The organism is Microvirga sp. GN3 (assembly GCF_055792825.1).
Genome location: NZ_JBVVAK010000206.1, coordinates 1 through 11,662 on the forward strand (window position 1 = coordinate 1; position 11,662 = coordinate 11,662).

Annotated in this window: 12 protein-coding genes and 1 pseudogene; 3 read left to right on the top strand and 10 right to left on the bottom strand. The window is 64.0% G+C overall.

The window, feature by feature from the left end; genetic code table 11:
* On the top strand, positions 1 to 511 hold a 511-nt coding region (locus tag ACS5Q1_RS42845), incomplete at its 5' end, for a phasin family protein (protein ID WP_473103936.1).
* A gap of 262 nt (positions 512 to 773) precedes the next feature.
* Here the strand turns inward: ACS5Q1_RS42845 and ACS5Q1_RS42850 are convergent.
* From ACS5Q1_RS42850 to ACS5Q1_RS42865, 4 genes and pseudogenes are all read right to left on the bottom strand, one after another.
* A pseudogene (locus ACS5Q1_RS42850) lies at positions 774 to 1,196 on the bottom strand (proteasome-type protease); the annotation flags it as partial.
* A 60-nt stretch (positions 1,197 to 1,256) separates the two neighbouring features.
* Complete coding sequence (locus ACS5Q1_RS42855; RefSeq protein ID WP_473103937.1) at positions 1,257 to 1,958, bottom strand: IS6 family transposase; 702 nt, start codon at positions 1,956 to 1,958, stop codon at positions 1,257 to 1,259.
* Between the two features lie 60 nt (positions 1,959 to 2,018).
* Positions 2,019 to 2,438: a hypothetical protein gene (locus ACS5Q1_RS42860; RefSeq protein WP_473103938.1), complete on the bottom strand. Its 420-nt coding sequence runs from the start codon at positions 2,436 to 2,438 to the stop codon at positions 2,019 to 2,021.
* Positions 2,439 to 2,826: 388 nt separating this feature from the next.
* Positions 2,827 to 3,135, bottom strand: coding sequence for a NepR family anti-sigma factor (locus ACS5Q1_RS42865; RefSeq protein WP_473103939.1), 309 nt, complete (start codon positions 3,133 to 3,135; stop codon positions 2,827 to 2,829).
* A gap of 201 nt (positions 3,136 to 3,336) precedes the next feature.
* On the opposite strand from ACS5Q1_RS42865, the gene ACS5Q1_RS42870 reads away from it, so the two are divergent.
* Together ACS5Q1_RS42870 and ACS5Q1_RS42875 are read left to right on the top strand one after the other, a co-directional pair.
* Entirely contained in the window at positions 3,337 to 3,945 is a 609-nt protein-coding gene (locus ACS5Q1_RS42870) for a hypothetical protein (protein ID WP_473103940.1), read from the top strand.
* A 64-nt stretch (positions 3,946 to 4,009) separates the two neighbouring features.
* Positions 4,010 to 4,411 carry a PRC-barrel domain-containing protein gene (locus ACS5Q1_RS42875; RefSeq protein ID WP_473103941.1) on the top strand — a complete coding sequence of 134 codons (402 nt, stop codon included), beginning with the start codon at positions 4,010 to 4,012 and terminating at the stop codon, positions 4,409 to 4,411.
* A 929-nt stretch (positions 4,412 to 5,340) separates the two neighbouring features.
* Here ACS5Q1_RS42875 and ACS5Q1_RS42880 read toward each other — a convergent pair.
* The 6 genes from ACS5Q1_RS42880 to ACS5Q1_RS42905 all read right to left on the bottom strand — a co-directional run.
* Entirely contained in the window at positions 5,341 to 6,417 is a 1,077-nt protein-coding gene (locus ACS5Q1_RS42880; protein ID WP_473103942.1) for a lipocalin-like domain-containing protein, read from the bottom strand.
* The gene (locus ACS5Q1_RS42885; RefSeq protein ID WP_473103943.1) at positions 6,417 to 8,969 is read right to left on the bottom strand and encodes an FtsX-like permease family protein; all 2,553 of its coding nucleotides are present in this window, start codon (positions 8,967 to 8,969) and stop codon (positions 6,417 to 6,419) included. Before ACS5Q1_RS42885 ends, ACS5Q1_RS42880 begins: the two co-directional genes overlap by 1 nt.
* The gene (locus tag ACS5Q1_RS42890) at positions 8,962 to 9,639 is read right to left on the bottom strand and encodes an ABC transporter ATP-binding protein (RefSeq protein WP_473103944.1); all 678 of its coding nucleotides are present in this window, start codon (positions 9,637 to 9,639) and stop codon (positions 8,962 to 8,964) included. Before ACS5Q1_RS42890 ends, ACS5Q1_RS42885 begins: the two co-directional genes overlap by 8 nt.
* 195 nt (positions 9,640 to 9,834) lie before the next feature.
* The gene (locus ACS5Q1_RS42895) at positions 9,835 to 10,260 is read right to left on the bottom strand and encodes a group I truncated hemoglobin (RefSeq protein WP_473103947.1); all 426 of its coding nucleotides are present in this window, start codon (positions 10,258 to 10,260) and stop codon (positions 9,835 to 9,837) included.
* A gap of 38 nt (positions 10,261 to 10,298) precedes the next feature.
* Complete coding sequence (locus tag ACS5Q1_RS42900) at positions 10,299 to 11,264, bottom strand: IS5 family transposase (RefSeq protein ID WP_473103945.1); 966 nt, start codon at positions 11,262 to 11,264, stop codon at positions 10,299 to 10,301.
* A 215-nt stretch (positions 11,265 to 11,479) separates the two neighbouring features.
* Positions 11,480 to 11,662: hypothetical protein (locus tag ACS5Q1_RS42905; RefSeq protein ID WP_473103946.1), on the bottom strand; the 183-nt coding region annotated here is incomplete at its 5' end.

The following is an 11,662-nucleotide window of genomic DNA, read 5'->3' on the forward strand; positions in this document are numbered from 1 at the left end:
CAAGCAACTGGATCAGCTTGTCGCCAGGAGGACCATCAATCCACGACAGGCCGGTGCCTACCGGCGACACATTGCCAGCCGGGTCCAAGTCACGCTGAAGCCGTCCTACACTGCACAGGCGGCAAGCTCGACCGGCCAGAGCTTGCTGGCAGTCGGCCGTTCCGATGGTGCCGTGCTGGGGCTGAGCGAGGAGGCGGCGCACAACCTGCGGGCCGTCGCCCAGTCCGGCACGGTCCTAGTCCATGGATTGCAGGAGATCTCACGCGAGGTGGCCGATCGCGGGCAAAAGCGCCTGCAGCGTAACCTGGACGGCATGCACGCCCTCGCCCGCTGCCGGTCTGTGACGGATCTCGTCGAGGTGCACAGCTCGCTGCTGCGCGAGAATTTGGAGCAGACGGTCGAGAACAGCCGGCGCATCGCCGAGTTGACGATCCGGATGGCCGACGAAGCCGCACGCACCGTGACCGTGCAGGCCGAGAATGCCGCCGAGCGGGTCAGCCGGGCTGCCTAAGAACTGGGTTCAACGTCTCCGCCAGCCATCGCTCCGAAACGGCTCGGCTGGCGGACTGTCATAAAGTGTGCCGTTCCGCCGCTCCTTCTGTGTTGATCGACAGCCTGCTTGGTGCGGCTGTACTGACGGCTGCAGGTGGGGCTGTCCTGTTGTGCTGGCAATCACCGCAGCCAAACCACGTTCTGCACGACTGCGAGATACGCCGTGAGGATCAAACGGGATTGCTGACGCAGGTGAGCCGCGTCAACCTCTATCAGCCTTATCACGGCTCCCCGCCATAAGGCGGGCGTGGAATGCTTTGGTGGGCGGCGCGCAAGGCTGCCGACCAGCGCTCGCTCAGATCATGGAAGTAAGGCTCACCGGGCTCGATGCGGTGGAGCACCTCAAAGGCGAAGGCATCACGCCGGGCAATCGCCAGATCGATGGGGAGCCCGACCCCGATGTTCGAACGCATCGTTGAGTCCATCGAGATCAGGCCGATCTTCAAGGCCTCATACAGATCCGTGTTGTAACGAACCGCCCGATCGAGAATGGGCTTGCCGTACTTGTGCTCGCCGATCTGGAGATAGGGAGCATCCGGCCCGCAGCGGATGAAGTTGCCGGCCGAGTAGACGAGATAGAGCTCCGTCGGCCCACCCGAAATCTGCCCGCCGAACAGGAATGTCACGTCAAACCGTAGGTTAGCCGGGCTTGTCACGTTAACCGAAGTCGGACGAGTTAAGGCAAACTTTGCTGCTTGTTTAACTCAAGCGGCAACGCAGGCTGCAGCCTTCCACGCCGCCATGGTATCGAGGCGGTGAAGATGGGTTGCGAGAGCAGAGCGGCGGGAGCGGGGTGGGACGAAGAAATTACGGACGGCAGAGAAGATTGAGGTGAACCGCTGCAAACCTCCTGGGGATCGGAAGCCCTGCATTACCCGCTCTCGCCGACGCAGCGGCAGATGTGAGTTCTCGGCCCGATTATTCAGACCCCTGTGCGAGCGGTGCTCAACTGATGGCATGATCTGACGCCGGGCAGAAGCGTAGGAGCCCAACTTATCGGTGACCAGTCGCCGGGGTGGGCAGCCCTGCTTCTTCAACAGGCGCCTCAGCAAGCGCTTGGCGGCCTTGGTATTGCGGCGTGTCTGGACGATCTCGTCGAGCACATAGCCGTCCTGGTCGACTGCCCTCCAGAGCCAGTGCTTCTGACCGGCGATGGTGATCACGACCTCGTCGAGATGCCAAATGTCGCGCCGGCTCGGCCTCTTGCGTTTGAGGCGGCGTGCATAGTCCGGCCCGAACTTCAGTGCCCACCGGCGGACGGTCTCATAGGAGACGAGAATGCCGCGCTCGAGCAGCATCTCCTCGACCAGTCGCAGGCTCAAGGGGAACCTGAAATAGAGCCATACCACGTGGGCAATGATCTCGGGTGGAAAGCGATGACGTTTGTAGCTGACGGGCTTGGTCATGCCAGCCCATCTACACGCCTCGCTCTCATGCCCGAGTTAACGTGACAAACCCGGGCTATCTCAATGGTGCCTGACGAAGCTATGATCTTCAGTCTGGTGGCTCTTCCGGCTGCGGTGTTTCTTGTTCCTCTTTCCCTTCGAAGCTTTCCTATCGCCGCTGTGCAGAATTGACTGCACCACCTCGGAAGCGATGCTGCCCAAGGTGCCGACGGCCGACCGCATGGTATCTGCCGATGCGGTTCCAGCCCGCCCGCCCCTATCGACGACCGTCTTGCCTGCCTGTGCGACCTGAGCGCCGCTGGGCCGGTGCTGCGCCAGTGTCGCGGCGGCGGCTCCAGCGGCAGCGATCAGGGCATCAGCCAGCACGGCGCGCCCAACAGGATCGTTGAGGAAGGATGTGACCGCCGCCGACTTGCGGAGCGGCTTTGGCACCTTCATGCCCGCGATGGTCTTCGGGAGCTTGATCTTAGCCTTTGCCATCTCTGACCTCCTCTTCACGAAGCAACTTTTGGTAGCCCATTCGTCGTCCCAGGATTGGGCTTGCCCCTGTCTTCGCTCGCGCACTACAAACCGGACAGAATGCAACACCTGATTTGATGCTTTAGCTGCTCCAACCGCTGAATGTAGGGCTCTCGCTCCCGCTGGAAGCGTGCCTCAATCTCAACAAGAAGCAGCTGTCTGACAGTAGGTGACTCGTGCTCAAGGTGCTCGCGGGTCGCTTCGTAGCGGATTTCCACGTCAGCGAGAGCCGCGAGTGTCATTTGGAGTTCGGGGAGCAGGTCATCGGGGTACCAGTCGGTGCGAACTACCTGAGCGACTCATCGGCGGGTCGAGACAGTTCGTGGCATGTCGATCTCCTCCCGTGCTTTCAAAGGACGGTCAGGGGATGCGCTCTCGACCGAGGAACGATCCATGGTTTAGTCGGCTGAGCGTTCGGCTCCCTCTGTCCCGGCGGACTTGCGCCCTCCCGCCCCTGCAACTGGCGAACGAGGATCGCAAGCTCGTCAGGAAGCGGCTCCTTAAGAGGCGTTGAATACTGGGCTCGGAGACAGCGTCCGATTTCGGCGGCAAGCTGTGGCGTTGTCGGCGAGCCGTTGAAGGGGCGCTTTGGGGGTGCCCGTCCCTCGGCTCTGGTGGGCGTCGTAGCGCCATCCTGCGACCGAGACTTTGCTGCCATGACCTTTTCCGGCGGCCCCTGACCCGATCAGTTCAGACCATTCATGCGGCTCTCGACCCCAACCGCTGACGCTCATCAGGGTTTCAGCTATGCTGTCCACGTGTTGATCTTGGCCTGGAACGGCACTCTCGATCCCGGAGTTGGTTTGGTGAAGCGGAGCCGGATGCCATCATGAGTCCGGTCTCTTGGTGGAGAACGGTGATGGTCAACGCACCCTCAGCCCCCGGCCAACCCATCTCTGGCGAGACGCCAAGTCAGCCTGTGACGTGTCCGCCGGATTGCGACCTGCCTGAGAACTCGACAGAGAACCTCGATACAAGGCTCGATCATGCCATCGAGGAGACCTTTCCGAGCAGCGATCCGATCTCGGTGATCGTCACCAAGAAGGCTATCGCTGAGGACCCACCGGCGGCCTCCACCACCTCCAGCCGCCAGGGCCGTGAGGGTCGGGATCAAGCTGAGCAGGAAACCGCCGAGAAGCTTCTGGATCAAGCGAAAGAGGCACTACAAGATACGGTGCAGACGGCCTCCGGGGCGGCGCGTGAGGCTTACCGCGTGGGCCAGCGCTATGTGCGGCAGGCCCGCGACCGTTATCCCGAGGTTGAGCGCTCCTACCAAGAGGGTCGTCAGGTGGTGCGCCAGCAGATGACAGCAAACCCATGGCCCTGGCTCCTGATGGCGGGAGCGGTTGGTTACGCGCTGGCCTGGATGATCCATGACGAGCATCGTGGTCGGGACAGGCGCGTGCCGGATTATGCCAGGACTAGACGCAGCTATGCCTCTCCCCGTGACGATCAACGCGAGGAGTGATCTGAGCGCCAGAGCAGGCGAAGGAAACGATGCTTGTTGAACTACCCGACAGAGGAGATGAGCAATGGCCCAGACGGATACGACAACTCGCACCGATGCACCGGGCGGGATGACCGGCAAGCCCCTGATCGAGAGTGATCGGGTGGAGGGCACGACGGTGTATGATCCACAAGGTAGCGATCTCGGCTCGATTAAGCGCCTGATGATTGAGAAGATCAGCGGCAAGGTCGCCTATGCCGTGATGTCATTTGGTGGCTTCCTCGGCATGGGCGAGGACGAGCACACCATCCCCTGGAGCAAGCTGAACTACGATACGAGCTTGGGCGGCTACCGCACCGACATCACGGAGGAGCAGCTTCGTGGGGCTCCGACTTTCTATCGCGACCAGGACTATGACTGGTCGGATCGCGAGCGCGAGCGCGAACTGCACGACTACTGGAGAGCCCCGTACTACTGGCCGATCTGAGGTCGCAATCACGGCTATCAGCAAAGTCAGCAGACACAAGCCAAAGGGCCACACCGCCCTTTGGCTTGCTGTGAGACCGGAATAGACAGGATGCCTGACAATCCCAAAGTCTCACCTCTCGACCGCATCGTTGCACTGGCCCGCTAGATCGCTGACGAGTGCCCCTCCTGTGCCAGTCGTGCTGCGGAGATCATCATATGGGCGAACGAGATCAGAGAGAGGAGGCCCAGTCGCGAGGAGTTAGCCGCACTCGTTGATGCCGTGTGCGAAAGCTCTCTACCTGATGATCGACGAATACTTATTGACGGCTTGCGCGCGTTGGTCCGCTTCGCTGAGTGACAGAGGCTGACATACGCATAGGGAAGCGGTTTTGCTAAAACGACGAGCAAGGGGCCCATGCCTGCTCTTAGTCTGTCACTATCCTCCACCCTTGCTCCCACTCTCCAGCGACCGTCCGCGCCCGCGTGATCGCTTCTGAGCCAATCACGACAGGATCGTTGGTTAATTTCCTCGGCGCGGCCAGCCCCTCCCCCTGCCGTTCCACCGATGACGCAGAAGCTCTCACGATCATCCATAGTGGAAGCTCTGAGAAGCAGAGGGAACCCCGATCCCGCACCTTTGTTGGTCCAGTATGCTGACGCAAGACGGAGGCCGGCTATGATCTGTTCATTCTGCAAGCAAGAGGTCGATGAACCCTGCCAGAGTACCGTTGAGATGCAGCGGCGAGCCCGCGAACACATCGAGCACTGCGATAGGGCTCTCAAAAGTCTGAAAGGAATTGTGTTCGGCTAACCGTCAGCGCGGCCGCAACTATTCGGCGCTCGACCTCGAGGGCTATGCGTGGAGCTTCGGCAGCTACGATCCCTGGGCCAAGTAGGCCCGTTGCGCCGGTCGATCTGCGCGCGCGCAGCGTCCGATTTCTGCGCAGCTCAAAGGCCAAGCGATCCCGCATATCCGGTGAGTTCCAGGTAGCCCCGTCCGCCGGGTGTGGAGACCAGACCTTCCCAATAGCTGGGCATTCCCGTGGCGCGCCCGTCCAGTTCTTGCGCATCGAACAGGGGCGTGAGGTGGATGCGGCGCGTGCCTTCGGGAAGGCGGATCTCGAAATCGGCCTCGACCGGGTAAGCCGCGCCGGTTTGAGGCGACTGCCAGCGCCGTCGGGGCACGAAGCGCACGTCCTCAGGCGTGAGCAGCAGCTGCGTTCCGTCGGCTCGGCGGAGCGTGCCGCCGGCATGAACGGCCTGCCCGTCGCGGCCCCGGACCTGGAAGGCCATCAACGCGGCGCCGTCATCGAAATTGACGCCGGTCCAGTCCCAGCCGATGGCGTCGGGCGGGAGATAACTCGACGACCATTCGCGGTCGAGCCAGGCGCGCCCCGTCATCGCCGCCCGTTTCCCGTCGCGGACCACGCTGCCAACAACCGCCAGCTGCGGCATCGAATAGTAATAGCTCGCCTGCTCGGGGCGCGGGCCCTTGCGGCTATAGCCCCTGTCGCCGTTGAGCATCGCGGGCTGGGTCGGGGTAAAAGAGAGGTCGAGCGTAAAATCCCGGGCGCGCGCTATGGCGTGGAAGACGCCTTCGGCGCGCCGGTCGAACTGCCAATCGAGCAACGCGATCCGGGCATCGCCCTCGTATGCCTCCGCGATCCCGAAGCCCTGCCGCGCAATGCGCTGCTCATGGATCAGCCTACCCCTGGCGGGATCAGACAGTGCCGCGTGCGCGAAGATAATCTGGCGCGGCGCGAAGGCGCTCGGATTGACGGGATCGATCCCGGGGCGCGAGCGGAAGAAGGTGATCTGGAACCCGATCGGCCGGCCATCGGGGGCATCAAGCCAGCCGGTGAAATACCACCATTCGGTGCGATAGTCCGGATGCGCGCCATGATCGCGCGGGAAGCGGAATTCTGCGCCCGGCGTAACGACGGGATAGGCAGGCTGCGGGCTCGCCACAGGCACGGCCCAGCCGGTGGCGAGGAGGAGCATCGTGAGCGCGAGCCGCGTCTTCATCACCAGTCCTCGCTTACAGCACGAACTGCGTCGCGCGACACTGCCTGACGCCCGGCGATCATCGCGGTGGCGGCCGCAGTGCCAATCAGTGCCGCCGCAACGCCGAAGATCAGTCCCCAGGGAATGCGTGTCGTCATCGTCCAGTTGAACGATTGCGGGTTGATCACATGGATCAGGATCTGGCTGAGCGCGATCCCGACGGCGCTGCCCGCCGCCATGCCGACCAGCCCGAGGAGTGCGCCCTCAATGGCGAGCATCGTGACGATCTGGCCCTTGCCCATCCCAACATGGCGCATCATCCCAAATTCCTTGATGCGTGCAACCGTCTGTGCCGAGAAGGAGGCGGCGACCCCGGCCAGGCCAATCAGGATCGCGATCGCCTCGAGCGCATAGGTGATCGCAAAGCTCCGGTCGAACAGCCGGAGCGCGCGTCCGCGCAGGGCGGCAGGTTCGGCGAAATCCACGCGCCGGGCCATATCGGGCGGCAGCTGCGCCAGGATCGCCGCGCGCGCTGCCGCAACCGAGGCGCCCGGCACGAGTTCGACCGCGGCCTCGCTGCGGACGGCATCGCCAGTGATCGCAGTGTAATCGCGCGTGTCGATCACGATAGCGCCCTGCTGCCGGGCATAGTCACGCCAGATCCCCGCCACATGGCCTATCACCTTGGCGCCTCCCGCGCCGATCGGCAGTGCGAAAGCGTCGCCGGGCTGCGCGTCGTAAAGTCGCGCCGCGGGCTCGGACAGCCAGAGCGCGACGCCGCCCCCCGACCGTGGCGCCCGCTGGATCAACGGTAGCGAATAACCGGGTCCCGTAACTGGGCGAACGATGAGCACCGCGGCGGGAAGCTCTGGATCGAGCGTGACGGCCAAGCCCTTGCTGAAGGCGATTCCCGCGACCCCCGGCGTCGCGGCAAGGCGGCGCTGCGTTTCGGCGTCGAACATTGGCTCGTTCGACGCCGCGGCGACATAGAGATCGGCGCTGAGGAAACTCTCCAGCCAGTCGTCAACTGAGCCCCGGAAGCTGGTGACCATCACCGCCATCGCGATCATCAGCCCGGTGCTTGCGACGATTCCGCCGAGGGCAATTGAGGCCTGGCCGGGCGCGCCGAGGAGGCGGTGAAGCGCCATCTCGAAGGCGGGGACGCGCAGGTTCGCGTGTCCCAGCGGCCGCAGCAGCAGGCGCGCAAGCCAGGGCATCGCAGCAACCCCGCCGGCAAGCACAAGCCCGACCGCAAGATAGCCGAAGACCGGAAGCCGGTTCACTGCCGGGAGAAAGGCGCACACGAACCCGGCACCGATCAGTGTCACGGCCGGGACGATGCTGGGCGGCTTGCGTGGGTCGACCTGATCGCCCGCATCCTTGAGCGCCAGCGCGGGCGCGATCCGTGCGGCGCGCCGGGCGGGCGCGTAGCTTCCGGCCAGGGCGGTCGCGATGCCAAAGCCGAAAAAGAGCACCGCCGCTTCGGGCGCGAACTCGAGCGTCGTCGTCGCGCCGTCGAAATAGCCCGCGCCGAGATCGCCGCCGAGCAGGCGCAGAGCAACGCCCGCGATCGCATAGCCTCCCGCCAGGCCACTCAGCGCGCCCACACCACCCAGTGCCGCGCCCTCGGCGAGGAGCTGGCCGGCGAGCGCGCGTTGCTGCAGGCCGAGCGTGCGGAGCAGCGCGAACTGGCGCAGCCGCCGCGTCACCGCGAGTGATTGCGCAGAATAGACGAGGAATCCGCCGGTCAGCAGCGCGACCAGTGCGAGCATATCGAGGTTGACGCGATAGGCGCGCGAGAGCGCGTCGCCGCGCCGGCTCTCGATGTCGCCATCGCTGAGCTGCGTGTTGGCGGGCAGGACGGACGCGAGCTGCGCCTTGGCGTCGGCAAGGGCGGTCCCGGGCTCGAGCTTCAGGTCGACCCGATCGAGCGTGCCGAGCCGTCCGAAGCGCCATTGCGCCGACGCGATATCGATGACCGCTATGCCCTGCCCTGGCGCCACGCCCGGCAGGTCCCCCGCAACGACGAAGTTGTGCGTCCAGCCATTCGCACGCACTTCGACCCGGTCGCCGAAGTCGAAGCCCGTCTGGGTCATGGCGTCGCGCGATAGGTAGAGCGCGTCCTGATCGAGCACGGCGGCGAGGTCTATCGACCGCGTTCCGGCGCCCGTGCGCGCGATCTGAGGTCTGATGACCAGGCTGGGCGAAACCGTCAGCGTGCGAAACAAGTCGAGCCCCAGAAGCGGGATCGGGTGCGTCCGTTCCCCGATCGTCGCGCGCATCTGCACGACGGGACTCGCGTCCGCGATCACGCCGAGCGCCATCAGTGTGGGATAGAGTCCCTCGTCAAAGCCAAGCGCACTCGCAGGGCGCACCTGCAGATCGGCACCTCCGGCGGCGCTGCGCACGGCCTGCCCGAAGGATTCGGCGGCCGACCGATTGATGACATGGACCGCAAAGGCGAGCGCGACGCCAATTGCGATGGCGAGCCCGGCCAGCACAAAGCGCATCGGAAAGGCGCGCAGTTCACCGACTGTCAGCCAGCGCCAGGCGATCGCGCGCGTTTCAGCCATCGGCGGGCACCAGGCCATGCGGCGTGAGCATGAGCTGTCGGTCGGCCGTCGCCGCGGCCAGCGGCGAATGCGTGACGAGCAGCATCGCCGCGCCGCGCTCCTTCACCGTCGATCCGAGCAGCGCGATGATGTGTGCCGCGGTGTCAGGGTCGAGATTGCCTGTCGGCTCGTCGGCGAGGATCAGCCCGGGGGCATGCACCAGCGCTCGCGCGATCGCAACACGCTGCAGCTCGCCGCCTGAAAGCTCGCGGGGATAGCTAGACAGTTGGTCGCCTAGCCCGACTGCATCGAGCATCTCGCCGGCGCGCACCAGCGCCACGGTGCGCGGTTGTTTCTGAAGGATGAGCGGAAAGGCGACGTTCCGCACGAGATCGAGGTGCGGCAGGATGTGGAAGGCCTGGAACACGAAGCCGATCGCATCGCGACGAAGCGCAGTCCGCCCAACCTCGTCCAGCCGCACCAGATCGGTTCCGGCCACCATGACCTCCCCCGAATCCGCGGTGTCGAGCCCCGCGATGATGTTGAGCAAGGTCGACTTTCCCGCGCCTGACTCACCACGGATCGCGACATGCTCGCCCGCTTCGAGCGTCAGCGCGAGTCCGTCGAACAGCCGGCGTCCGCCCGGGAGCACCTTGGCGAGTGAGGTCAGTCGGAGAACGGGCTCACGCATCGTAACCAGAATAGGGCTTTGGCTCGAAGCAATAAAGCGGGCATCGTCAGCTTAACGGGTTTGGTGTGCCTTATACGAGCTTTTGGCTTGGTGCAGATCGTGCATGTTCAAGGACTTAGAGCTGAGGGTTCCGAACTCAAACAGCCGACGTTCGCTTAAGTTGACGATGCCTCGTCAAGACTGGGAAACACAGCTTCAGCCCCGCTTGACGGAGCCCGTCGTGACCTCGTCCTTATGAGCCGCGAAGGCTGCCAGGACTTCAGTCTTCTCCTGCTTCGGGACCTTGAAGAAATCCAGGGTCCGTCCGAGCTCCGCGGCCACCGCATCGAATTCTGCAGGCGAGATCCGCAGGTCCCGGTGCGCCTCCTCCAGGCCAAGCGGCGTCGCACCGGGCTTGGTGGCTGTGAACTCGAAGGGTCCACCGGACACCTGGCAGACCCACAGGGTCCGCATGAATTTGAGGCCGGGCAGCCTTTCCAGGTTCTTGGTGTGCCATTCCCGCAGCCGCGGGTTCTTGGACTTCTGGCCGACGACGGGGTTCTTCACGAGGGCGTCGCTGAAGTGATCCACCACCGCGGCAATGGCGAAGACGCCGCCGAGCCGCGACCTTGTTGCATGGATCGGTTGGTGAGCACACGGAGCCCACTCCGTGCCTTTGCTTAAGCGATGCGGACGGACTTTGGGCGTCCGAACTCGAGCATCCGGTTCAAGGCCTGAACTGCGACAGCGACCTCAGTCGCACGACGTCGGTCGGTCCGCGAACGCAGCGCATCCCCAATCACTCGTTTCAGCCGGCTGATGGCGGCCTCCACCAGGGCTCGACGAGTGTACCCGGACCGCTTCTGCCAACCCCTGAGTCCATGCTGCACGATGCTTTGGAGATGCCGGTCGCGCTGAGTCGGCGCGGTCTCCGCCGTATCGCTCGGCACCGCCGTTGATCGTGGCGGGATGATCACGTCAGTATCAGGATGACGCTGGGCGACGGTGCTGTAGATGGCGGCCTGATCATAGGCTCCATCGCCGATGAAAGAGGCAAGTGGAGCTGTGATGTGGTCGAGCAACGGCTCAACCTGCGAGCCGTCATCAGCATCGCTGGGCGTCAGCTCCGAGGCGAGGATCTGCCCAGTCTCAGCATCGACGCCAATGTGCAACTTTCGCCAGGACCGGCGTCTTCGCGTGCCGTGCTTTTCGATCAACCACTCGCCGGGTCCGCACAGCCGCAGGCCGGTACTGTCCACCAGCAGATGAATGGGTCCGGTGCACGACTGCGATGGTGGAACCTCCAGAGTCTCGGCCCGGCGGCTCAGGGTCGAGTGATCCGGTACAGCAAGATCAAGCCCAAGGAGTTGGAGGATCGAGCCGATCAAGCCCTCGGTCTGACGCAGTGCCAGCCGAAACACCGCCCGGAGCGTCAGGGCTGTCCTGATCGCCAGGGCCGAATAGTGGGGCTGACCACCCCGTGTGGTACGGGGCTCCGCCCGCCAGGCAGTGATGGCGTCCTCAGAGAACCAGATCATGAGGCTTCCGCGTTGGCGTAGGGCTGCATCATACTCCGCCCAATTCGTGACCCGGTGCCGCTGCTTCGGGATGCGATGACGGCGAGCGGCATTGGACTTAAACGGCACGGTCGAATCCGAGATTAGGAACAGCCCAGCCCTCCTATGCCATCCAGCTCCGGCCGCCAAATCGCCCATCTGTGCAACAAAGCCGTAAAACAGCCCAAAAGCGCTTGACCTTAAACCGCCGAATAGAGAAGAACCCACGGATGTCGGCGATGATCATCCGCGGCGTCAGTTTCATCTCCGCCTGGTGTGCCGATCCAGCCAGTCGCGCGCCCGATTCATCCGAGTCTTGCCATGCGCTTCTCCATGCGCGGAAGCGGAGAGGGCAGAGCATGGCCCACGCCGATGATGCCAATGTGATCGCGCTGACCGGAACGCCTTGTCACAGCATGCGTTCCCGTGATGGGTCCGGCTTGGCTGTTCGATGGAGGAACCGGGCCGGAGGCTCTCATCCGGAGGCA

Excerpts from the sequence above, each read along its gene's own strand:
- ACS5Q1_RS42855 (WP_473103937.1), bottom strand. The coding sequence starts at position 1,958 with ATGACCAAGCCCGTCAGCTACAAACGTCATCGCTTTCCACCCGAGATC.
- ACS5Q1_RS42870 (WP_473103940.1), top strand. The coding sequence starts at position 3,337 with ATGGTCAACGCACCCTCAGCCCCCGGCCAACCCATCTCTGGCGAGACG.
- ACS5Q1_RS42885 (WP_473103943.1), bottom strand. The coding sequence starts at position 8,969 with ATGGCTGAAACGCGCGCGATCGCCTGGCGCTGGCTGACAGTCGGTGAA.
- ACS5Q1_RS42860 (WP_473103938.1), bottom strand. The coding sequence starts at position 2,438 with ATGGCAAAGGCTAAGATCAAGCTCCCGAAGACCATCGCGGGCATGAAG.
- ACS5Q1_RS42880 (WP_473103942.1), bottom strand. The coding sequence starts at position 6,417 with ATGAAGACGCGGCTCGCGCTCACGATGCTCCTCCTCGCCACCGGCTGG.
- ACS5Q1_RS42875 (WP_473103941.1), top strand. The coding sequence starts at position 4,010 with ATGGCCCAGACGGATACGACAACTCGCACCGATGCACCGGGCGGGATG.
- ACS5Q1_RS42865 (WP_473103939.1), bottom strand. The coding sequence starts at position 3,135 with ATGGCAGCAAAGTCTCGGTCGCAGGATGGCGCTACGACGCCCACCAGA.
- ACS5Q1_RS42890 (WP_473103944.1), bottom strand. The coding sequence starts at position 9,639 with ATGCGTGAGCCCGTTCTCCGACTGACCTCACTCGCCAAGGTGCTCCCG.